The following is a 21,379-nucleotide window of genomic DNA, read 5'->3' on the forward strand; positions in this document are numbered from 1 at the left end:
CATGCCGAAATCCACCGCGCGGTGGGTGACGTACATGTCGAACTCCTCGAAGGAGCCCTCGTCCAGCAGCACCTCGATGCGCTCGCGCGCCGTCAGCTTCCCCTTGGCATGCTGTGCCTCGATCCGCCTCTCACCACCGCCAAGCCGTGCTTCGGATCGACGCTTCTCGACCTCACCCAGAACTGCGCGCATGTGATCTCCCGGACTTCGCCTGCATGTCTTAAAACCGAAAGCCCGATTGGGCAAACCATTCAGCGCGCCAACATGTAGAATTACTTTCTCCCAATAGCTCGACGAAGGGAATAGATAGTCTATTTATTTTATAGAAAATATCCCACCCTGCCGTGCATCGCTCCCTGCAACCTATAACGGGAAAGATCAACGATGACATTGGCAAAGACATTGAAGACCGCCCTGTTCGGTCTGCTTACCCTCGGCGCGATCCACAGCGCGGCGACTGCCCAGGCGAATGCGCCCCTGCTCCCCAAGGTGCCGCCGGGGACGGTTCTGACGATCGGCGATCCGACGACGCAAAAAGCGCTGGAACTGTCCGGCCTCGTCAAGGAACTCACTTTCGAGGTGAAATGGGCCAATATCAGCGGCGGACCTCAGACTTCCGAAGCTTTTCGCGCCAGGGCGCTGGACGTCGGATCGGTGGCCGAGATCCCGTCGATCTTCGCCAACTGGAACAACCTGCCGGTCCGCAACATCGCCTATCGCGAACGCCGCGATCCGATCGCAAACCCGATCTACCGGTTCGGCATCGCGCCGGGCGCCGATGTCAAGACGCTGGCGGATTTCCGCGGCAAGCGCATCGCGTTCAGCCCCGGCCAGGCGCAGGGCACTCTCGTGCTGCGCGCCATCCATGCCGCGGGCCTGAAGAAGAGCGACGTCACGCTTGTCGAACTGCCGAGCACCGGCGACGTCTATCCGAAGGCGCTGGCGAGCAAGCAGGTCGACATCGCTCCGCTCGGCGGTGTGAACATACGCCGCTATATCGCCCAGTACGGTCCTGACGGCGCAACGCTCGTCGAGCATGGCCTGCGTGACGATCCGGGCCATCTCTACGCGCCGCAATGGGTGCTGGACGATCCCGCCAAGGCGGCGGCCCTCGCCGAATATGTGGGTCTGTGGGCACGGGCAACCGAATGGGTCAACCAGAACCCGGAGACCTGGATCAGGGAATATTACGTCGGCCAGCAGGGCCTCAGCCGCGAGGACGGGGAATATCTCGTCAAGCTGACCGGCGAACAGGTCGTACCCGACAGTTGGAGCGACGTGAAGAAGCGCCACCAGGAGACCATCGACCTGCTGGCGGAAGAGCTCGGCTACGAGCCTTACGACGTGGAAACGATCTTCGACAACCGCTTCGAAAAGCTCGGCGCCGCGGCTCTGGCCAAGAGCCAGTAATCGTCGGCATCCAGTCCAAGAGGAGATCTGAAGCATGGCGACCACCTGGGATGTGGATGGGGGAAAGTCGATCCGGACGCCCCACCGCGACATTGCATATGCCGGTTCAACCGCAACAAAACCGGCCGGCCCGCGCGCCCGCCGCAAACTGGGTCCCGGACCCGCGATACCTTTCGGCCTGCAGATCGGACCGGCGCTGCTCGTGCTGATCTGGGTGGCCGGCTCGGCTCTCGGATGGATCGACCCGCGCATCCTGTCTGCGCCGTGGACGGTCATCGAGGCCTTCGGAAGGCTCATCGAGCAGGGCCGCCTGCAGGACAATTTCGTCACCTCGGCGACGCGCGCCCTGCTCGGCCTCGGCATCGGGCTGGCGGTCGGCACGATCCTCGCCGTCATCGCCGGTCTCTCCCGCATCGGAGAAGCGCTGATCGACGGCCCCGTCCAGATCAAGCGCGCCATTCCGACGCTGGCCCTGATCCCGCTTCTGATCCTGTGGTTCGGCATTGGCGAAAGCATGAAGGTCACGACCATCGTGCTTGCCGTGATCGTGCCGGTCTACATCCACACCCACAATGCGCTTCGCAGCATCGACAGCCGTTATGTCGAACTGGCGGAGACGCTGCGCATGAGCCAGAAGGACTTCATCCTCCAGGTGGTCCTGCCCGGTGCGTTGCCCGGCTTCCTCCTGGGATTGCGGTTTGCCGTGACCCTCTGCTGGGTCTCTCTCGTCGTCGTCGAGCAGATCAACGCCACCAGCGGGCTCGGCTACATGATCGATCTCGCCCGCACCTACGGGCAGACCGACGTCATTCTCGTCGGCCTGGTGGTCTATGTGCTGCTCGGCCTCGTCTCGGACGGTCTCGTCCGGCTGCTCGAACGGAGGGTTCTCTCATGGCGTCGCACTCTGGCCAGCTGAAGCCTGCAACCAAAGCCGTCCATGTCGAAAACCTCGTCAGGAGGTTTGCGGCGAAGACGATCCTGGACGGCGTGGATCTCGATATCGAAAGGGGCGAGTTCGTTGCCCTGCTCGGCAAGAGCGGTTCGGGCAAAAGCACTTTCCTGCGGGCCCTGGCCGGTCTCGACCACGAAGTCGAGGGAACCGGCACGCTCGACGTGCCGGAGAACCTTTCGGTAGTATTTCAGGACGCCCGCCTGTTGCCGTGGCGCAGCGTCATCCAGAACGTCACGCTCGGACTGCCCGGCACGTCCGGCCAGGAGGCGGGACGGAAGGCCCTTGCGGAAGTCGGCCTTCAGGGGCGCGAAAACGCCTGGCCGAACCAGCTTTCGGGCGGAGAGCAGCAGAGGGTCGCTCTGGCCCGCTCCCTCGTTCGCGATCCGGCCCTGCTCCTCGCGGACGAGCCGTTCGGCGCGCTGGACGCGCTGACCCGGCTGAAGATGCACGACCTCCTGCGGGAGTTGTGCGCAAGGCACCGTCCCGCCGTGCTGCTCGTCACCCACGATGTCGACGAGGCGATCTCCCTCGCCGACCGGATACTGGTGCTCGACGAGGGCCGTTTCATCGAGGATCTCAGGATCGACCTGCCGGCGCCGCGCGACCATAGCGATCCGCGGTTCGCGCAGATCCGCAGTCATCTCCTGAGCCGGCTCGGAGTCGACGTCTCGGGCAGCAAGGCAGCGTAGAAAACAACCGGAGGCAAGCCAAATGAGCAAACAAAAGAGACAGATGCGGCTCGGTGCGTTCATCATGGCAACGGGCCATCATGTCGCCGCCTGGCGCCATCCGGACTCACAGGCCGACGCCGGCCTGAACATCGACCACTACCGGGAGCTTGCGCAGACCGCTGAACGGGGCAAGTTCGATCTGGTCTTCGTGGCCGACAGTCCGGCCGGCTGGGAACGGGCCAAGGACCCCGAAGTGCTCCGCCGTACCGCCCAGGGAGCACATTTCGAACCGGTGACGCTCTGGGCGGCGCTGTCGCAGGCCACGAGCCGCATCGGTTTCGTCGCCACGGCATCTACCACCTACGAGGATCCCTATCTTCTGGCCCGCAAATTCGCCTCCCTCGACTATATCTCGAAGGGGCGCGCGGCCTGGAACGTCGTCACCACCGGCGCCGACGTTTCGAAGAATTTTTCGATCCCCGGCCATCCCGCCCATGCCGACCGCTACGCGCGGGCCGAGGAATTCGTCGATCTCGTCAAGGGCCTGTGGGATTCCTACGAGGACGACGCCTTCATCCGAGACAAGGAAAGCGGTATCTATCTCGATCCCGACAAGGTGCATCTCGTCGATCACAAGGGCCAGTTCTTCTCGGTCACCGGCCCGCTCAATGTCGGCCGTCCCGTCCAGGGCTATCCTGTCATCGTGCAGGCCGGCGCTTCGGAGCCCGGGCGGGAACTGGCCGCCCGCACGGCGGAGATGATCTTCACCGCCAACCAGACGCTCGAGGATGCGCAGGAATTCTATTCAGACGTCAAGGGGCGGCTCGCCCGCTACGGACGCAGGCCGGACGAGCTGCTGATCAGCCCCGGCATCTTCGCGGTCCTCGGGGGGACCGAAGCGGAAACCCAGGCGAATTACGACTATCTCCAGTCGCTGGTTCATCCTTCCATCGCCTGGAACATCCTTGCACGCCACTACAAGGGCGTCGACCTTTCCGGCTATTCGCTGGACGATCCGGCTCCGCCCCTGCCGCAGGACACCGAACTCAACAAGAGCCGCCTGAAGCTGGTCTCCGATCTGGTTTCGCGCAACAACCTGACGCTGCGCCAGTTCTATCTGGCGGTCGCGACCGCCCGCGGACACCGGACGGTGGTCGGCACGCCGGAGCAGATCGCCGACGCGATGCAGGAATGGTTCGAGAAGGGCGCCGCGGACGCCTTCAACATCATGCCGCCGATCCTACCCACAGGCCTTGCCGATTTCGTGGACCAGGTGGTCCCGATCCTCCGCAAGCGGGGACTGTTCCGGGACGAATATGAAGGCACGACGCTCAGGGAAAACCTGGGCCTGAAACGTCCGCAGAGCGGCTTTGCGCTTCGGGCACGGCAGGAGCAGGAGACGCGTGCGGCCGGATGACGATCCATCCCGAAGCGGCTCCGGCGGAGAACCTGCCACGCCGATGTTGAGTTCGCCGGTCATCACCAATAGCATTCAGCCGGGATGTCTTCCCGGCGATTTCACCAAGCCAACCATACAGAACTGCAGGCCCATCGCATGAGCAGCAATTCCGAATTTCTCTGGTATATCCCGAACGACGTCAAAGCCGGTCATCGCGGCGATTCAGCGACCGAAAACCACAACAGCCTGGAGACGCTGACCAGCCACGCGAAGGCTTTGGAGGAGCACGGCTGGAAGGGTGCGCTCATCGGCACCGGCTGGGGCCGGCCCGACACTTTCACCGTCGCGGCCTCGCTCGCCGCGCGAACCACCACTTTCGAGCCGCTCATCGCGATCCGGCCGGGCTACTGGCGGCCGGCGAACTTCGCGTCCGCCGCAGCCACGCTGGATCACCTCACCGGCGGCCGCGTGCGGGTCAACATCGTATCGGGCCAGGACAACCTTTCCGCATACGGCGACAGCGAAGGCGATCAGGCGCACCGCTATGCCCGCACCAAGGAGTTCATGCGGCTGGTCCGCAGACTGTGGACGGAAGAGAACGTCACCTATGCGGGCGAGCACTTCCGGGTCACCGGCTCCACCGTGGTGCCGCCCATCGCGGTCCGCGGCGAACGCCGTCACCCGAAGCTCTATTTCGGCGGCGCTTCGGAGGCGGCCGAGCGGGTCGCCGCCACCGAAGCCGATGTCCAGCTCTTCTGGGGCGAACCGCTCGACGGTGTCCGCGAGCGGATCGAGCGGCTCAAGGCGCTGAGCAGCAAGCTGGACCGCGACCTGCCTCCGCTGGAGTTCGGGCTGCGGATCACCACACTGGTCCGCGACACGACGGAAGAGGCCTGGGCCGACGCCGAGGCGAAGGTGACCGAGATGGCGAAGGCCAAGGGCGCCGGCTGGAACGATCACAGGCGGGCGGTCGCGGTCGGACAACGGCGGCTGCTCGACCTGCACGAGCGCGGCGACGTCCTCGACGACAACCTCTATACCGCGCCGGGCAAGTTCGGCGGCGGCGGTGCCGGCACCACCTGGCTGGTCGGCTCAGCGGTGGATGTCGCCGGTTCGCTGCGCAAGTACCGGGATCTGGGCATCACGCATTTCGTGCTCTCTGACACGCCGTACTTGTCGGAAATCAAGCGGCAGGGCGATCAACTGCTGCCGCTCCTTCGCGGGTGACGCCCTGCCAAACGGCTCACTCAAGCAGGACTTGAGGTTCGGGCCAGGAACTCCCGAATGGCGGCTATGACCGTGTCATGTGCCTCCACATGGACCGCGTGGTTGGCGCCGGGCACTTCGAGAAGCTCGCCCTTCGGAATCCGTTCGGCGATCAAGCGCGAGTGGTTGGGCGGGCAGATCCAGTCCTCGGCGCCGCAGACGACGAGTGTGGGAACCGGGATATCCTTGAGGCGATCGCGCAGATCGTAGAGCCGTTCCTTGAAGAGCGCGTTGTGCGTCTCCGCGTGGAGATGCATGGTGCGCGTCCGTTCCAGCGCCGCGTCGGGATCGAATTTTTCGTAGTAGAGCGGCTGCAGCGCCAGCCAGATGAGGCGCAGTTCCGTATCGTCCTTCACCTTGTCGGAAAACATCTTGTCGAGCATCGACAGAGAGGCGCTGGTCGCCTTGTGAATGCGCTCCTTGAACACCACCATCGCATCGTCTTCATGGTGATAGCTCGCCGCCGTGCCGCGCAGGATCAGCCGTGAAAGATTGTGACCGTACTTGACGGCGTAGGTGAGCGCGATCATGCCGCCGAACGAACCGCCTTCGAGAATGATCTTGCGGCCGCCGCAGAGGTTCACGCGGAAGGCTTCGACATCGTCGGCGAGCTGCTCGAACGTATAGGGAGGCGTAAGGCTCGTCTCGCCGCAGCCGCGCTGGTCATAGGCGATCACCCGGTACTTGTCCGCGAGCACCTTGTAGGCGCTGAACTCACCCCGCCGGTCGCCGATGCCCCGCCCGCCATGGAGCGCGATGATGGTTTCCGCGTTCGGATCGCCGATATCGTCGTAGACGAAGGTGGCATTGTTCAAGGTCACTGTCGGCATGGGATATCCTCGGGTCTGGCGGGAAGCATCCCGCGTCCGAAAGGAACGCGGGATGCGGGATCATCAGTTGGCGGGCTTCATGTCGAAGGCGCGCACCCAGTCGTCGCCGCGCGGCGTCCAGGTGATGCGCTTGGAAAGCCCGAAGGTCGCCGGCTGGGTATAGAGGAAGAGCGCGGGCGCCTCGTCGCACATGACCTCGGTCGCCTTCTTGTAGGCGGCCAGACGCTTTTCCTTGTCCATCGTCGACCGGCCCTCTTCGAGAGCCTTGCCGAACTCGGCATTGTTCCAATAAGCGTAGATATTGCCCGGCGCGAAGAGGGTGAGCAGACCGTCCGCATCGATCGTCGGCCAGGCCTGGCTGAGCAGGCTCAGGCGGGCCAGATCCTTGGTCTTGAGATACTTGTCCATATAGGCGCTGAACTGCATCTCGACGATCTTCGTCTTGACGCCGATCTCCTCGAGCTGGCTCGCCACGGCCTGCACGACTTCCTCGCCGTTGAGGTAGGTGCCGCTTGGAACGTCGAACTCGATCGGCTCGGACGGCGCGCCGCCGGCCTGTTCCAGGAGCTCGGCCGCCTTGTCCGGATCGTATGGATAGGGCTTCAGGTCCGGATTGAAGCCGAAATAGGTCTTCGACATGACTTCGCAGCGGGCAATCTCCGCCTGATCGTTGAAGATCGCCTTGACGATGCCTTCCTTGTCGATCGCGTAGTTCAGCGCCTGGCGGAAGAGCTTGTTGTCGAGCGGCGGTTTCTGCGTGTTGAACTTGATGAACACGGTGCGCGTGCTCGGCACGGCACCCGCCTGGGCGCTGCCGGCATCCTGGATGCGCTGGATTTCGGTGGTCGGGATCGAGTTCACGAAGTCCACTTCGCCGGCAAGGAGGGCTGCGACGCGGCTCGCCGGCTCGGGGATCACGCGGACGACCACCTGGTCGAAATCCGGTTTCGGCCCCCAGTATTGCGGATTGGCTTCGAGCGTGAAGCTCTCGCCCGGCTTGACCGCCGTCAGGACGTAGGGACCGCCGGATGCGGTCTCGGTTGCCGGCTTGTGCTCGGCCGCCCATTTTGGGGGCAGCAGGAAGAACATCGAAAGCTGCTCGATCATCGCCGGATAGGGAGAGCTCGTCCTGATCTCGAGCTCGGTCGGGCTCACGACCTTCACATCGGAGATCAGCGTGAACCAGGCCTTGATGCGGGCATTGACGGCCGGATCGCGGACGCGGTCGAAGTTCCACTTGACCGCTTCGGCATCGATCTTCTCGCCGTCGTTGAACACCGCGTCGGAACGCAGCGTGATCCGCCAGGTATTGTCGTCGACGCTTTTCCATTCGGTGGCGAGCGACGGGACGATCTTCATGTCCGGCGCACGCAGCACAAGCGACGGATAGATGTGGCTGAGCAGGCTCAGATCGGTGCCGACCGAGGCCGTCATATGCGGGTCGAACGTGTTGACCGTATTGGTGATGCCGATGGTCAGCGTCTTGCCCTGGGCAAGCGCCGTGGTCGACATCAATGCACCCAGCGAAAAGGCGGCGATTGCCGCCGATATCAGTTTCCTATTCATGCTCCAGCTCCTTCTGAATTGATAAATGCCTTCAATTTCAATGCCCTTATCCGCCGGCGACGATCACTTCGCCTCGACGGGAGTGGAATGGCCGAGCGTGTGCATCAACCGGTTGGCCCAGCCGAAGATCGCCGCCGAATGGATGAGATCGATGATCTCGGCTTTCGACAGGCCGTGATCGCGCAAGGCCTGCACCTGCTCCCTGGTCACACGGGAGGGCGTCTCGGAAAGCGTCCTGCAGAAATCGACGATCGCCTGAACTTTCGGTTCGAAGGGGCCGTCGAGCCCGCGCATGTAGATTTCCTCGACGACATCCGAACGGTCGGAGAGTTCGACATAACGGCGGGCATGCACCGAGGCGCAGTAGACGCAGCGGTTGACCGCCGAGGCGACGAGCGCGCCGAGTTCACGCTCCGCCCGGCCGAGCCCCCCTTTGGCGTACATGATGGCGTTGAAGAGCTTCGTGCGCGCCACATAGGATTCCGGATCGTGCGCAAGGGTCCGCACATAGGGCGATACCTTGGTGTTGGAAGGCGTCACCTGCATGGCGGCGAGCTGTTCCTCCGTCGCCGCCGCGACATCGACCGGTTCGATATAGGGCGCCCAGGAAAGCGCCTTGACCTTGAAGCCCGCCCCGCTCATGCCACCAGCTCCAGAACGCTGAGGCCGACGATGACGCGGGCCTCGAAATTCACGAAGGCGATCAGTTCCGACAGCGCAATGATCTGCGGATTGGTGAGCCCGGCTGCTTCAAGCCGTTCGATATCCGCCCTGATGCTGTCACGCGGCGTTTTTGTAACGAAGTCGGCGTGCCGGACGAGAGCTTTCGTGAAGGCATCGGCCTCGGGTGGCAAATCCCCCGTCGAGGCGATGGCGGCAAGTTCGTCATCGCTGCCGGCTTCATCCAGCATCAGGTCATAGGCGCGGGCGAGATCCTCACGGCCGATAAAGCGCGCCATGCGGGCGGCAAGCGCAGCACGCATAGCATGGCTGATGCCGAAGCCATTGCGCGGCGCAAGCACGGTTTCGCGGCAAAGCTCGGCGCCATCCACGAATTCCGGCCGCTCACGGCGAGCCCGGTAGACTTCGGAGTCCGGTTTGAGGCCGGAGAGGATGTCGATCTGGTCCATGTTTTCAATCCTCATGCTGTTCGCCCAGACGATCCATCCCGAGGGCCGCGCCAGGGACGGATCGAGACCAGGCAGGAATTCGGCGCGGTCGCCTGCGACAAATGCGAGGCAGGCGTGATCGCGGTGAGCGTATTGGGATTGCCGCCGTGGTCGACGCCTGCGGCATCTGGCCGGAACCAGCCGCCGGTCGGCAGGATGGCCACGCCCGGCATCAGGCGATCGTCGACCGCCAAGGCGGCAACCGTGCTGCCCCGGTCGTTATACAGCTCGCAGAGCTCCCCGTCCTTGACGCCGAGCCCATCGGCATCGGCCGCGCTCAGCTGAAACCGCTCGTACCCGTCGAGCTTGGCTCTCCGGCTGACCGGGCCGTATTCAAGCTGTCCATGCAGGCGATGCGCCGGCTGCGGCGAAAGAAGATGGAAGCGATGCCGCGAGGCGAGCGGCGAACCGAGCCATTCCTCCGGCTCATTCCAGGCGGGATGGATGCCGATATCGGGATAGCCGCAATTGCCGATCTTGGCGGAACGGATTTCGATCCTGCCGCTCGGCGTCTTCAGCGGCGCGGCTTCCGGGTCCCCTACGAAACGGCGGAAGTGATCGGCGGGCGCCGGGGCCACCTCGCCCTCGTCCAGCGCCGCGAAACCGCGGAGACGAAACGCCTGGTAATCCGGCAACTCGGGATAGCGGTCGCGATAACCCTCGTAGATGCGCGCCAGCCATTCGTCGATCCCGAGATTTTCGTCGAACCTTTCGCGGCAGCCGAGCTTTTCGGCAATCATCCGATAGGCTTCGTGATCGGTATGCACGCCAGCGGGCGGGTCCATGACGCGGCGGCTGTAGACCAGCCAGTTGTCGCGCGAGGAGGCCGCGATATCGTCCCGCTCGAAGGGAAAGGCAGACGGCAGGACGATATCCGCCATGCGGGCTGTGGCTGTCCACATGTTCTCGGTGACGATCACCGTTTCCGGCCGCCGGAACGCTTCGGAAAGCCGGTTGAGGTCCTGATGGTGGTGAAAGGGATTGCCGCCCGCCCACCAGATAAGCCGGATATCGGGAAGTTCGAGGACTTGGCCATCGTAATCGATCCGGCCGCCGGGATTTTCCAGGAGCTCGGTGATGCGCGCCACCGGAATGAAATGGCGGACCGGGTTGACGCCTTGCTCGAAGGCAGGACCTTTCAGACGCCGCACGGGCTGGCCGACGGAATTCGCGGCCGTGAGACCGAAGGCGAAGCCGCAGCCCCGCTTACCGACATGGCCCGCCATCGAAGCGAGCGCGATCGCCGCCCAGAAAGGCTGTTCGCCAAAGCGGGCCCGCTGCAGAGACCACGCGACGTTGACGAGGCTGCGCAGATCGTGCAGATCCTCGGCGATCTCGACGATCGTTTCGGCCGGCACTCCCGAAATCTTCGCGGCCCATTCGGCATCCTTGGCAACGCCGTCCATCTCTCCGACGAGATAGCTCTCGAACTCCCCGAAACCCACCGTGCAGCGCTTCAGGAACGGGCAGTCGAGCAGGCCTTCCGTGAGCAGCGTGTGGCACATGGCGATCATCACGGCCGTGTCGGTATTGGGCCGCAGCGGAATATGGCGGACATTCGGCCCTTCGGGCGCGTCGCTCGCCGCCGGGCTGAACACGGTGATGCGTACGCCCTTTTCCTGGCAGTGGCGGAGCCATTCGACGGCGCGGTGGCTTCCCGTGCCGCCGGCCTCGACCTGCGAATTCGTCAGCCGGAAGCCGCCGAACCCGACGAGAAGCTCGCAATTGTCCGCGATATCGCTCCAGGACGGCGAGGTATCGCAGGCATCCTTGTGGTCCGGCCCGAGAATATGCGGCAGAAGCACACCGGCCGCGCCGTAGGAATAGGTGTTGACCGAAGACGTGAAGCCGCCGGCAAGATTGAGCAGCCGCTTGAGCTGGCTCTGCGCATGATGGAAACGGCCGGCGCTCGCCCAGCCGTACGAACCGCCGAAGATCGCCTGATTGCCGTGGGTGGAGCGAACGCGCCGCAACTCCTCCGCAATGAGGCTGGCTGCCCTGTTCCAGTCCACCTCGACGAAATCCTCGCGGCCGCGCAAACCGCCCGAGCCGGCGAGCGGTCCCTTCTCCAGCCATGAGCGCCGCGCCATCGGAGCGCGGATGCGTTCCGGATGATCGGCGAGATCGAGATAACCAAGCCCTATTTCCGATGGATCGGGATCGTGCCGGAAAGGCAGGAGCCGTGGCTTTCCGTTCGCATCCGCGCCGACCTCATAGGTTCCGAAATGGGTAGCGAACAGGTGCATGCTGCCTAGACTCCCAGAACGAAGTGCCGGTCTCCGACAGACCGCAACACGGCCTCCTCGGGCGGCAGGTTGGCATTGACGTCGAAAGCGATGGGTCGGCGGTTCCGTTCGATGTCCGGATCGGGAACCGGGATCGCCGAGAGGAGCGCCCTGGTATAGGGATGCTGCGGATTTTCGAAGATCGCCTCGCAGGGACCGATCTCGACGATGCGCCCGCGCAACATCACCGCGACCCGATGGCAGAGATAGCGGATCATCGACAGGTCGTGGGCGATGAAGAGATAGGTGAGTCCGAGCTCGTCCTGCAGGTCCTGGAAGAGGTTGACGATCTGCGCCTGGATCGAGACGTCGAGCGCCGTGATCGGCTCGTCCGCCACGATGAAGGCGGGGTTGAGCGCGATCGCCCGGGCGATGCTGACGCGCTGGCGCTGACCGCCAGAAAACTCGTGCGGATAGCGCTTCATGAAGGAAGGGTCGAGGCCGACTTTCGAAAAGAGCGTTGCGACGCGATCCTCGCGCTCCGATCTGGAGCCCGCAAGGCCATGGACATCAAGCGGTTCGGCAACGAATTCGCCCACCGTCATGCGCGGATTGAGCGATGCATACGGGTCCTGGAAGATGACCTGCATGTCGCGCCGATAGGGTTTCAGCGCCGGCTTCGAAAGGCCAGTGATGTTTTCGCCCTTATAGAGGATGTCGCCGCCGGTCGGCGCTTCGAGCTGCAGCAGGACCCGGCCGGTCGTGCTCTTGCCCGAGCCGGATTCGCCGACGAGGCCCAGTGTTTCGCCGGGCGCAATGTCGAAGCTCACATTGTTGACCGCCTTCAGCAGCGGTACCGCACCGCCTATCAGGCGCCGCTCGCCGCCGTAGTGCTTGCTGAGCCGGTCGACCGAAACGAGCGGCGCATTCATGGGGGCATCCGTCATGGCTGGCCCTCCATGCGCGCGAGCTCAGCGCGCAGATCGTACCAGGCGGCGACCTTGTGGCCTGGCACGCTGTCGGCGGCGTCGAGAAGCGGCGGCGTCTCGACCAGGCATCGCTCGGTCGCAAAAGGATTGCGCGGCGCGAAGGGATCACCGACCGGCTCCTGCGTCAGGTCCGGCGGATTGCCGGGGATCTGATAAAGACGATCGACACCGCGCTTGCCGCCATGCGGCAGGGATTTCAAAAGACCCCAGGTATAGGCGCTGCGGGGATCGTGAAAGACAGAGCGGGCCGGGCCTCGCTCCATGATGCGGCCGCCATACATGACCTGCACCGTATCGGCCAATCCGGCAACCACACCCATGTCGTGGGTGATCCAGATGACCGTCGTGCCGATCTTCCGCTTCAGGTCGCGCACCAGATCGAGGATCTGCGCCTGAACGGTCACGTCGAGCGCGGTCGTCGCCTCGTCGGCGATCAAGAGCTTCGGATTGCAGGAAATGCCGATGGCGATCATCACGCGCTGGCGCATGCCGCCCGAGAATTCGTGCGGGTATTGCCGGGCGCGGCGGGCGGCATCGGGGATGCCGACCAGTTCGAGGAGCTCTATGACGCGCGTGCGGGCCTGGCTCGCCGACATGCCCAAATGGCGGCGGAGCGGCTCGGCGATCTGCCGCTCGATGGTCAGCACGGGATTGAGAGAGGTCATCGGGTCCTGGAAGACGAAGCCGATCTCCTTACCGCGCAGGTCGAAAAGCTCGCGCGGCGAAAGGGCCAGCAGGTTGCGGCCGTTGAAGACCACCTCGCCGCGCACGATACGGCCGGGCGGCGTGGCGATCAGCCCGACCATCGAGAGGGCGTGCACGCTCTTGCCCGAACCCGATTCCCCCACGATGCCGAGCGTCTCGCCTTCCTCAAGGCTGTAGGAGACGTCGTTGACGGCATGCACCGTGCCGGACGGCGTGTCGAACGCGACAGTGAGATTGCGGACCTCGAGCAGCGGAGCCATCGACGCTCAGACCTCCAGATAGCCGCCGGCCGAGCGGGTCAGGTATTCGCGCCCGGTCCCGGTGACGAGCACGGTGTCGGAAATCTGCGTGGCGCAGACGCCCGGCACGCGGATATTCGGCTCGAAGGTGAAGATCATGCCAGGCTCCAGCACCAGCGGCGAGGCGGCATCGAGCGACGAATGCTCGTGCGCGCCAAGGCCGATGCCATGGCCGATGCGGCCAGGGATATTGGCGCCGTAGCCGCGTGCCTTCAGACCTTCACGCGTGCGCTCGAACAGCTCCTTGTAAGGCGTGCCGGGCTTGATATGGGCGTCGACCTCCTCGCGGATTTCGAGGATGGCGTCGAGCGCCCGCTTGTTGACGTCCGGCAGCGGGCCAATGGCGACCGTTCGCTCATTCTCCGCATGGATGCCGTTGGCGATCGTCCAGATGAGGACGGAGACGGTTTCGCCGCGCTCCGGCTTGCGCTGGGTCGGGTTGTCGCAATTGAAGAACATGCGCGGGCCCGAAAGAACCCAGGTCCACAAACCGTTCTGCACGCCGCCTTCTAGCGAGCCGAAATCGCAGACCTCGACATCAGGGTAGTTTGCGGCCCAGAGCTTGTTCATCTCGTGCATGGAGGCGATAGCGACATCCCGTTCCGTGCCGCCGGCGGCGAGTGCCGCAACGGCAGTATCCATGCCGACGTCGGCGATCTTCGCGGCGATCCGGGCATGGGCGATCTCGTCGGGATCCTTGATCAGACGGCAATGGTCGATGAGGTGGCTGACATCGGTAAATTTCGCCTCCGGCAGCGCCTTGCGAAGCTGGTTGAGCCGCTGGATCGAGATGAATTCCTCCTCGATGCCGACCGTCTTTCCGGCAACGCCGAGATCGCCCAGGATCGAGGCCAATGCATCCTGCCAGTTCGGCCCCATCGTCACCTTGGTGGACCAGGCGCCGTAGAGGCGGATATCCGGAACCCAGGCGCTCGCCCGGCCATGATCGTCGCGCAGCGCATGCACCAGCATGATCGGATCGTGGTCGCGGGTGAGGATCGCGATCACCGGATGGGAATAGATGATCGGGTTGAAGCCGGTGAAATAGAAGCTGTTTTCCGGCTTGAAGGATACGATGACGTCGACGTCCTGCCTGGCCATGCCGGCTTTCAGGCGTCCGACGCGGGGCGGCAGGGTGGAACGGGAGAGCTGGTTCATCGCGTGGTCCTCAATTTCGGATCGAAGTAATCGCGCAGCCAGTCACCCAGAAGGTTGACGCTGAGCACGGTGAGAAGGATGGCGATCCCGGGGAAGGTGACGATCCACCAGGCCGTAGAGATGTAGACGCGGCCGTCGGCGAGCATGCGGCCCCAGCTCGGATTGGGAGGCTGGACGCCGAGGCCGAGAAAGGAAAGTGCGGCATCCATGATGATGATGCGCGCAAGCTCCAGCGTCGCGATGACGAGTGCCGGAGTGATCACGTTCGGCAGCAGGTGCTTGATCATGATGCGCCAGGTGCTTGCTCCGATCGCATGCGCCGAGAGGATGAATTCCCGCTCGCGGAGCGCCAAGACCTGGCCACGGATGATGCGGGCGTAACGCAGCCAACTCGTCAGCGCGAGCACGACGACGAGGTTGGTGGTCGAAGGACCGAGCGCTGCGATCACCAGAAGCGCCAGCAGCATCAGCGGCAATGCGAGCTGGATGTCGACGATGCGCATCAGCACGCGATCGACCATGCCGCGATAATAACCGGCGACGATGCCGAGCAGTGTCCCGACGATGCCGCCGAGAACGACCGCTGCAGCCGCGATCGTCAGCGTCACCCGGCTCCCGTAGACAATGCGGGAGAGGATATCGCGGCCGAGCTCGTCGGTGCCGAGCGGATGGGCGCCCGGCGAGAAAAGGCCGGTCCAGGTGGGCGCCGCCATGCGGGCGACGAGATTCGAGCGCGTCGGCACCGGCAGGCCGAGATAGGGTGCGAGCAGCGCCGCCAGAACGAAGATGACGACGAGAACGAAACCGAACAGTCCGGCGCGGCTTTTGAGGAGGGCGAGGAAAAAGGACTTCATGGGCCGCTCCTATCGCCGACGGATGCGCGGATCGAGCACGCCGTAAAGCAGATCGACCAGCAGATTGACGAGGATGAAGATGGCGGCGACGAGCGCGACACCGGCCTGGATGACCGGGAAATCCTGCGCCTGGATGCCTTGCATGATGATGCGGCCGACGCCCGGCCAGGCGAACACCGTCTCGATGACGACCGAGCCGCCGAGAAGCTCGCCGGCGATGATGCCGATCATGGTGACGACGGGGATCAGCGCATTGCGTGCGATATGCCAGAGGAAGACAGTGCGCGGCATCAGGCCCTTGGCGCGCGCCGTACGCACATAGTCCTCGCGCATGATGTCGAGCAGGGAGGAACGCAGCAGCCGGGCGATGGAGGCGGAGACGAAGACCGACAGCGTCAACCCCGGCAGCACGAGATGGGCGACCGTGCCCGAGCCGCCGGTGGGCAGCCAGCCGAGATCGACGGAGAAGAGGAGGATCAGCATGATGCCGAGCCAGAAGACCGGCGTCGCCTGGCCGAGAAGGGCGGCGATCATGACGATGAATTCGGAGATCGTGCCGCGCTTCAGCGCCGCGATCGCCCCGGCGACCGCACCGATCAGGGTTCCGAACAGGAGAGCGGTGCCGGCCAGCTCGAACGTCGCCGGCATGCGCTCCAACACCACGTCGATCGCCGGCCGGTTATGCTGGAAGGAAATGCCGAAATCGCCGCGCAGCATGGCGAGCAGGGAAATCAGATATTGTTCGAGGATCGGCCGGTCGAGGCCAAGCCCCGCACGCAGGGTATCGAGATCCTGCTGGCTCGCGCCGACCGGCAGAAGCAGCACGGCCGGGTCCCCAAGCACGCGACTGACGAAGAAGACGATCGTCACCACGCCCCAGATGGCGACGAGCGCTTCCACCAGCTTGGCGAGGAGGTAGCGGGTCACGGCCGGCGTCCTCCGGTTATGAAGACGGTGCGCTTCATTCGGCGGCACCCTTGCGGAGTTCATCGAGGGTCGCGGCCGAATCGGTCCACTCGTCACCGAGAAGTTCCGGCGTCTCGTAGGCCATGAGGTTGGCGAAGTGCTGCTCCCGATCGGCGACGAAGAGGCTGCGGGCAATGCCGCGCGCCAGCCGCCGGCCGCCGTCGCTGACGGCTGGGATATCGCCGGAAAGCTTGCCGTGGCTCAGCGATGCCGGATAGTTGAAGCAGTGGACGAGGCGCAATGCCGGGCAGGTTCCCGGCACCTTTTCGAGGAATTCGAAATCCGGACCGAGATAGGGGGAGGTCGCAAGCTCGCCGTTCTCCATTTCCTCCGGCGGCGTAAAGGTATCCTGCCAGAAGCGGATGAAGGGCGCGAAGTTCTGCAGTTCGGGACGCCGGTCGAGATCGACGCGGAAGCCGGTGGCAAAGATGACGAAATCGTATTCGAGATCACCGCGGCTCGTTTCGACCACCACGTTGCCGCCGCCCTGACGCAGGCCACGGACAGCGGTGTCGAGAAAGAAGCGGCCGTTCGGATGACGCGACACGCGCAGCGTCGAATCACGCGGCGGCGGCGTCTGGGCGCCGAGCACGTAATCCATGAACTTCCATTTCCAGTCGTCGCTCAAGCCCGCGAAGCCCTGGACGACGCCCTGGCTGGAAATGCCGGTGAACTTGTTGACGCGCGGCATCTCCTTGCGCCGGATGATCATGTCGACGCCGCCCGCTCCCGCCTCGAGCGCGGTGGCGGCGTTGTCCATGGCCGAGGCGCCCGCCCCGATCACCGCAACCCGTTTGCCCCTGAGCGCCGCGAAATCGATGTCGTCGGCGGAATGGGCCCAGAACCTCGGATCGATGCCGTTGGCGAGTTCCGGCACATAACTGCCGCCGAGACCGTCGCGGCCGGTCGCCAGGATGACATGGCGCGCATAAATCCGCTCCTCTCTGCCACTCGCCTTATCGGTTGCGTCGAGCGCGATCAGGTCGTCAGTCACCGCCTCCATGTCGGTAACGGTGACAAGATTGCGAACAGGCAGACGAAGCACCTTCCGGTACCAGACGAGATATTCCATCCACTGGTCCTTGGGGATCTTGCCGAGCGCTTCCCAGGCTTCCGCACCGAACTGCGCCACATACCAGGCCCGGAAGGTCAATGCCGGCAGGCCGATCGCAGGGCCGGTGAGCTGTTTCGGCGAGCGGAGGGTCTCCATGCGGGCATAGGTAATCCAGGGCCCTTCGAGCCCCTCCGGCGCACGATCAAGGCAGATGACATTGAAAATGCCGAGCATCTTCAGCGATGCGGCAGCCACGAGCCCGCACATGCCGGCACCAATGATGACGGCGTCGTAAGCCTGCTGGCCGTCGTATTCGGTTGCCGGCACCCAGTCCTTGGGAGGAAGTTCCAGCAGAGAAAGGTCTTCCGCCAGCCGCTCTTCGAGGCTTGCGAGACCACTTATCGGCTGCGGGTTCTGCACGTCCAAGATCAATGCTCCTGTGTATTCCGATCGGCGCCGAACGTGGCGTCGGCAACGCGCTCGATATGGCCCGGATCATGGGCCACGAAGCCCGGCATGCGGGCGGCCGAAATCCGGATGATCAACTGGATAAGCTCGAGGACATTGTTCGGAAGCGGCCTGGACGCAGCGGAGAAAATTCCCCAGAGGAACGGGATGTCCATGTCGAGCGGGCGGATTTCGGCATTCTTGAGCTCGATGCCATAAGCGGTCGCGGGCTCGACGATCGCGACCCCGAAACCGGTCGAGGCGAGCCGGACCGCATTGAGCGCCGTATTCGTGTCGACGAGCCGCAACGGCCTGACCTTGGCGGCCTCAAGAGCCTGATTGACGCGCCGGCGCAGCCGGAACGGGTTTGCCATGGTGATCAGATTGCGATCGGCGAGATCATGCATGGAGACCGTCGGCTTTGCCGCCAGCGGATCGTTCGAGGCAACCGCTGCCACGCAGGGCGACTGGAAAAGTCCGTGGATTTCAAGACCGGGATGCTCGACGGGCAGCGACGCAACGCAAAAATCAGCCGTCCTTGCAAGCACAGACTGAACCGCCGCCTCGGCGGAAATGCTGCGCAAATGGACGTTTCGCGGCAGGAGGCCCTCCGGCATTTCGGCAAGCGCCAGCGGCACCAGGCCGCTCGCAAAGGCAGAAATCGCGGCAATCTCGACCGGCCCCAGCTCTTCCGACGCGATCGTCTTCGCCCGCTCCTTGAGCTGGCCGATGCCGGTCAGGAACCGCTCCGCATCCGCATGGAAGGTGACCGCTTTCGAGGTCGGCGTGATCCTCGGTCCGTTCCGCTCGAAAAGCGCAAAGCCGATCGAAGCCTCAAGCTCCTGGATCAGCCGCGTCACCTGCGATTGCGAGCGGTCGAGCAACCGTGCAGCGGCAGTGATGCTTCCGGCCGACATGACCGCGAGGAACACTTCGAGCTGCTTGATTTCCATCGCTCACCCATGATGCATATATTGCAGCATTGACCACTATCAATTCAAGAATTGCATAATATAATAATTGTGCAACAAAAACTTTTGCTCCAATTGTGGGCAGAGCGAAATCATTGCCTTCGTGATTGCTGAGGAGGAGCATGGGATTGCGCCCGCTCACCACCCTGCGTATTCAGCCTCGCCAGTGGCCGAACGGCGGTTCTCGAACAGGCGATCGATAGGACCGAGGAGCCAGGGCCGCTGCGGTCGATGCCGGGTTTTTCCTTTTGATTTTGCGGCTTCGACTTTCGGCTAACCACCAAGGGCCTTCATCTACTCCTAAGGATTAATCTTAATGGGCGCTTCGCTCCTTGCAAAGTTTTAGTTATTTCTTAATTTAATTCTACATAATATAATGGTGAATAATCGGGGACGGTTATGTATTTGACCAAGGAGTCAGAACACTTAGTTTCTGATACCGAGAAGCAAAAACTCATACGCGGCTTGCGCAGACTTGCAGAGGACCTGGAACGGGGCTTGTTTCCGCTGGAGAACCTTCCGTGCCTGGTCTCACTTAGCGAGGAAGATCGGGATGAGGCTCATGTCATATGCATCCTTTCTCCGTCGCAAGTCGAAGCCTCCCGGCGGGCCAAGGCACTCCTATCAAGTCTCACCCCCAGGCAGCTCGGCATTCTCGACAGGATCATGGCCGGCAAGTCCGCAAAAGTAATCGCCTATGAACTGGGGGTAAGCCAGCGAACGGTGGAGAACCATATCGGCACCATCCATCGAAAAGCCAAAACTCGCCGATTGCCCGAGTTGCTGGCACTGGCTTATGCTCGATTGCCGTAGTCCGGACCTAAGCGCCTCATCCACCTTCCCGCCGCCCTCGTACTCCGAAAAGAGGGATATGCTTAACGGACCGGACGAGCAAAAATCCGAGAGGATGGAAGCCGCTCTTCCAGTACGAAAATCAGGTTATTGACCTTGAAACGGCGCCGTCTAAAAAAGATTTCGCGTATGGGCCGCAACGCGCGCATTGGCGGCCGTCATGCGTGAGGGCCCGGCGGGCAACCGCCGGGCCTTTTTCTTGCTCCCATGGCTTTCAGGGCGGTGCCGTGCATCGTTATTGCCGATAGCGCCGGACATGAAAATTCCTGCGGCGCTATTCCTCCCTGAAGGCACGCATCATCTGATCGGTGAACGGCTTCGTCAGGTAGGAAAGGGCACTGCGTTCGCCGGTTTGCACATAAACCTCGACGGGCATGCCCGGCATCAGCTCTCGGCCACCGAGTTTCGACACGTCGTCGAGCGAGAGGGTCGCGAGGTAGAACGGCTGGCCGGTGCTTCGATCCGTCGACGTCGCAGCGGCGACGACTTTGACCGCGCCATGAATTTCAGGCGTCGTGCGCTGATTGAAGGCCGTGAACCGCATGCGCGCGGGCTGGCCGGGCGCGATCCGGTCGATATCCACCGGGGCGACACGGATTTCCACATTCATGTCATCGCTTTGCGGGGCAATGGACATAACCGTCGTGCCGGCGCCGATGATGCCGCCGATCGTGTGGATCTGAAGGTCGTATACGAGGCCGTCGACGGGCGCCTTGACTTCCATCCGAGACAAGCGGTCACGAGCGGCGATTTCGCGCTCCCGCATTTCGGCGATCTTAGACTCGATTTCCACAATCTCGCCCTGCGCCTCCTTGCGCATATTCTGGTCGACGGAGAGCAGCTTCATCCGCGTTTCGCTGATCTCGCTTTCGGCCTCGGCGATGCGGGCGGCAAGCTCTCCGTGGGTGCCTTCTATGCGTGCCATCTGGCGCAGCATGTCGCGCAGCTGCGCAACCGGCACCAGACCGCCTTTTACAAGCCGCTCCATCTTGGCAACCTCCTGTGTGACGATTGCCTTTTCGCGGTCATTCGATTCGTCCTGCGCCTGGAAGCCGCGCACCTGCTCCTCCAACTGGCGCACCTGCAGGCGAAGCTGTTCGCGCTGGTTGGAGAGCATCCGCCGGTTCTCCTTGAAGAGCTTGGTTTCGCTTTCGATCAGCCCCTGTGGAACCTGACCGCCGGAGAAATCGATCGCATCCCTGCCGTCGCGCTCCGCCTTGAGGCGGGCCGCCATGGCGACAAGCTGTTGAAGCTGGGTTCTGACGATCGCGAGTTCGACCCGGGTCTGCGTTTCGTCCAGCCTCAACAGCACGTCGCCCTTGCGGACGGCGTCGCCGTTGCGCACGAGAATCTCCGAAACGATGCCGCCGTCCCGGTGCTGGATCATCTTCACCTGCTGCGAGACGACCACCTGGCCCTGCGCGATGATCGCGCCCGAAAGCTTGGCCTGCGCCCCCCACCCCCCAACGCCGAGCACGAGCAAGCCGGCAAGCACGGCCGAGAGACATACCCTCGCGGAGATGCCGAACTGTTCCTTTTTCTGCGCTTTCCTGGTGTCTTCGATCATTTTCATGCCTCCCAATCGCCCCGTCCGTG

At 63.4% G+C, this 21,379-nt stretch carries 20 protein-coding genes; 6 read left to right on the top strand and 14 right to left on the bottom strand.

Annotated elements, in window-relative coordinates; translation table 11 throughout:
- A partial coding sequence (locus ACMGE0_RS20660) for a carboxyl transferase domain-containing protein (RefSeq protein ID WP_436817767.1) occupies window positions 1–192 on the bottom strand: 192 nt, incomplete at its 3' end.
- A gap of 192 nt (window positions 193–384) precedes the next feature.
- Between ACMGE0_RS20660 and ACMGE0_RS20665 the strand changes: the two genes are divergently transcribed.
- The 5 genes from ACMGE0_RS20665 (at window position 385) to ACMGE0_RS20685 (ending at window position 5,659) form a co-directional block, all read left to right on the top strand.
- The gene (locus ACMGE0_RS20665; RefSeq protein ID WP_436817768.1) at window positions 385–1,410 is read left to right on the top strand and encodes an ABC transporter substrate-binding protein; all 1,026 of its coding nucleotides are present in this window, start codon (window positions 385–387) and stop codon (window positions 1,408–1,410) included.
- Between the two features lie 34 nt (window positions 1,411–1,444).
- The gene (locus ACMGE0_RS20670; RefSeq protein WP_436817769.1) at window positions 1,445–2,326 is read left to right on the top strand and encodes an ABC transporter permease; all 882 of its coding nucleotides are present in this window, start codon (window positions 1,445–1,447) and stop codon (window positions 2,324–2,326) included.
- Window positions 2,302–3,051, top strand: coding sequence for an ABC transporter ATP-binding protein (locus tag ACMGE0_RS20675; protein ID WP_436817770.1), 750 nt, complete (start codon window positions 2,302–2,304; stop codon window positions 3,049–3,051). The genes ACMGE0_RS20670 and ACMGE0_RS20675 overlap by 25 nt, the downstream gene beginning before the upstream one ends.
- Before the next feature lie 22 nt (window positions 3,052–3,073).
- On the top strand, window positions 3,074–4,450 hold the full coding sequence (locus ACMGE0_RS20680) for an LLM class flavin-dependent oxidoreductase (protein WP_436817771.1): 1,377 nt from the start codon (window positions 3,074–3,076) through the stop codon (window positions 4,448–4,450).
- A 138-nt stretch (window positions 4,451–4,588) separates the two neighbouring features.
- Window positions 4,589–5,659, top strand: coding sequence for an LLM class flavin-dependent oxidoreductase (locus ACMGE0_RS20685; protein WP_436817772.1), 1,071 nt, complete (start codon window positions 4,589–4,591; stop codon window positions 5,657–5,659).
- 20 nt (window positions 5,660–5,679) lie between these two features.
- Here ACMGE0_RS20685 and ACMGE0_RS20690 read toward each other — a convergent pair whose 3' ends face one another.
- The 12 genes from ACMGE0_RS20690 to ACMGE0_RS20745 all read right to left on the bottom strand — a co-directional run bounded on the left by ACMGE0_RS20690 (window position 5,680) and on the right by ACMGE0_RS20745 (window position 18,913).
- On the bottom strand, window positions 5,680–6,528 hold the full coding sequence (locus ACMGE0_RS20690; RefSeq protein ID WP_436817773.1) for an alpha/beta fold hydrolase: 849 nt from the start codon (window positions 6,526–6,528) through the stop codon (window positions 5,680–5,682).
- Between the two features lie 63 nt (window positions 6,529–6,591).
- Entirely contained in the window at window positions 6,592–8,094 is a 1,503-nt protein-coding gene (locus ACMGE0_RS20695) for an ABC transporter substrate-binding protein (RefSeq protein ID WP_436817774.1), read from the bottom strand.
- A 63-nt stretch (window positions 8,095–8,157) separates the two neighbouring features.
- Window positions 8,158–8,736: a peroxidase-related enzyme gene (locus tag ACMGE0_RS20700; RefSeq protein ID WP_436817775.1), complete on the bottom strand. Its 579-nt coding sequence runs from the start codon at window positions 8,734–8,736 to the stop codon at window positions 8,158–8,160.
- Entirely contained in the window at window positions 8,733–9,224 is a 492-nt protein-coding gene (locus tag ACMGE0_RS20705) for a CMD domain-containing protein (protein WP_436817776.1), read from the bottom strand. Before ACMGE0_RS20705 ends, ACMGE0_RS20700 begins: the two co-directional genes overlap by 4 nt.
- Before the next feature lie 11 nt (window positions 9,225–9,235).
- Window positions 9,236–11,509 (bottom strand): molybdopterin-dependent oxidoreductase, encoded by a 2,274-nt coding sequence (locus ACMGE0_RS20710; protein ID WP_436817777.1) that lies wholly within the window; start codon window positions 11,507–11,509, stop codon window positions 9,236–9,238.
- Between the two features lie 5 nt (window positions 11,510–11,514).
- The gene (locus tag ACMGE0_RS20715) at window positions 11,515–12,435 is read right to left on the bottom strand and encodes an ABC transporter ATP-binding protein (RefSeq protein ID WP_436817778.1); all 921 of its coding nucleotides are present in this window, start codon (window positions 12,433–12,435) and stop codon (window positions 11,515–11,517) included.
- Window positions 12,432–13,442 (bottom strand): ABC transporter ATP-binding protein, encoded by a 1,011-nt coding sequence (locus ACMGE0_RS20720; RefSeq protein ID WP_436817779.1) that lies wholly within the window; start codon window positions 13,440–13,442, stop codon window positions 12,432–12,434. The genes ACMGE0_RS20715 and ACMGE0_RS20720 overlap by 4 nt, the downstream gene beginning before the upstream one ends.
- A 6-nt stretch (window positions 13,443–13,448) precedes the next feature.
- Entirely contained in the window at window positions 13,449–14,639 is a 1,191-nt protein-coding gene (locus ACMGE0_RS20725; RefSeq protein WP_436817780.1) for a M24 family metallopeptidase, read from the bottom strand.
- Window positions 14,636–15,493, bottom strand: coding sequence for an ABC transporter permease (locus tag ACMGE0_RS20730; protein WP_436817781.1), 858 nt, complete (start codon window positions 15,491–15,493; stop codon window positions 14,636–14,638). The genes ACMGE0_RS20725 and ACMGE0_RS20730 overlap by 4 nt, the downstream gene beginning before the upstream one ends.
- A gap of 9 nt (window positions 15,494–15,502) precedes the next feature.
- Window positions 15,503–16,420, bottom strand: coding sequence for an ABC transporter permease (locus tag ACMGE0_RS20735; protein ID WP_436817782.1), 918 nt, complete (start codon window positions 16,418–16,420; stop codon window positions 15,503–15,505).
- Between the two features lie 34 nt (window positions 16,421–16,454).
- Complete coding sequence (locus ACMGE0_RS20740) at window positions 16,455–17,939, bottom strand: NAD(P)-binding domain-containing protein (protein WP_436817783.1); 1,485 nt, start codon at window positions 17,937–17,939, stop codon at window positions 16,455–16,457.
- Between the two features lie 2 nt (window positions 17,940–17,941).
- Complete coding sequence (locus ACMGE0_RS20745) at window positions 17,942–18,913, bottom strand: LysR family transcriptional regulator (RefSeq protein WP_436817784.1); 972 nt, start codon at window positions 18,911–18,913, stop codon at window positions 17,942–17,944.
- Window positions 18,914–19,330: 417 nt separating this feature from the next.
- Here ACMGE0_RS20745 and ACMGE0_RS20750 point away from each other — a divergent pair, with 417 nt between their 5' ends.
- Complete coding sequence (locus tag ACMGE0_RS20750) at window positions 19,331–19,744, top strand: LuxR C-terminal-related transcriptional regulator (protein WP_436817785.1); 414 nt, start codon at window positions 19,331–19,333, stop codon at window positions 19,742–19,744.
- 313 nt (window positions 19,745–20,057) lie between these two features.
- Here the strand turns inward: ACMGE0_RS20750 and ACMGE0_RS20755 are convergent, their stop codons facing one another.
- Window positions 20,058–21,350, bottom strand: coding sequence for an HlyD family type I secretion periplasmic adaptor subunit (locus ACMGE0_RS20755; RefSeq protein ID WP_436817786.1), 1,293 nt, complete (start codon window positions 21,348–21,350; stop codon window positions 20,058–20,060).
- Window positions 21,351–21,379 lie beyond the last annotated feature (29 nt).

It is taken from the genome of Neorhizobium descurainiae (assembly GCF_051400715.1).
Lineage (GTDB): Bacteria > Pseudomonadota > Alphaproteobacteria > Rhizobiales > Rhizobiaceae > Neorhizobium.

Excerpts from the sequence above, each read along its gene's own strand:
- ACMGE0_RS20745 (WP_436817784.1), bottom strand. The coding sequence starts at position 18,913 with ATGGAAATCAAGCAGCTCGAAGTGTTCCTCGCGGTCATGTCGGCCGGA.
- ACMGE0_RS20725 (WP_436817780.1), bottom strand. The coding sequence starts at position 14,639 with ATGAACCAGCTCTCCCGTTCCACCCTGCCGCCCCGCGTCGGACGCCTG.
- ACMGE0_RS20680 (WP_436817771.1), top strand. The coding sequence starts at position 3,074 with ATGAGCAAACAAAAGAGACAGATGCGGCTCGGTGCGTTCATCATGGCA.
- ACMGE0_RS20685 (WP_436817772.1), top strand. The coding sequence starts at position 4,589 with ATGAGCAGCAATTCCGAATTTCTCTGGTATATCCCGAACGACGTCAAA.
- ACMGE0_RS20705 (WP_436817776.1), bottom strand. The coding sequence starts at position 9,224 with ATGGACCAGATCGACATCCTCTCCGGCCTCAAACCGGACTCCGAAGTC.
- ACMGE0_RS20675 (WP_436817770.1), top strand. The coding sequence starts at position 2,302 with ATGGCGTCGCACTCTGGCCAGCTGAAGCCTGCAACCAAAGCCGTCCAT.
- ACMGE0_RS20715 (WP_436817778.1), bottom strand. The coding sequence starts at position 12,435 with ATGACGGATGCCCCCATGAATGCGCCGCTCGTTTCGGTCGACCGGCTC.
- ACMGE0_RS20720 (WP_436817779.1), bottom strand. The coding sequence starts at position 13,442 with ATGGCTCCGCTGCTCGAGGTCCGCAATCTCACTGTCGCGTTCGACACG.
- ACMGE0_RS20665 (WP_436817768.1), top strand. The coding sequence starts at position 385 with ATGACATTGGCAAAGACATTGAAGACCGCCCTGTTCGGTCTGCTTACC.
- ACMGE0_RS20730 (WP_436817781.1), bottom strand. The coding sequence starts at position 15,493 with ATGAAGTCCTTTTTCCTCGCCCTCCTCAAAAGCCGCGCCGGACTGTTC.
- ACMGE0_RS20690 (WP_436817773.1), bottom strand. The coding sequence starts at position 6,528 with ATGCCGACAGTGACCTTGAACAATGCCACCTTCGTCTACGACGATATC.
- ACMGE0_RS20710 (WP_436817777.1), bottom strand. The coding sequence starts at position 11,509 with ATGCACCTGTTCGCTACCCATTTCGGAACCTATGAGGTCGGCGCGGAT.
- ACMGE0_RS20755 (WP_436817786.1), bottom strand. The coding sequence starts at position 21,350 with ATGATCGAAGACACCAGGAAAGCGCAGAAAAAGGAACAGTTCGGCATC.
- ACMGE0_RS20750 (WP_436817785.1), top strand. The coding sequence starts at position 19,331 with ATGTATTTGACCAAGGAGTCAGAACACTTAGTTTCTGATACCGAGAAG.
- ACMGE0_RS20670 (WP_436817769.1), top strand. The coding sequence starts at position 1,445 with ATGGCGACCACCTGGGATGTGGATGGGGGAAAGTCGATCCGGACGCCC.
- ACMGE0_RS20695 (WP_436817774.1), bottom strand. The coding sequence starts at position 8,094 with ATGAATAGGAAACTGATATCGGCGGCAATCGCCGCCTTTTCGCTGGGT.
- ACMGE0_RS20700 (WP_436817775.1), bottom strand. The coding sequence starts at position 8,736 with ATGAGCGGGGCGGGCTTCAAGGTCAAGGCGCTTTCCTGGGCGCCCTAT.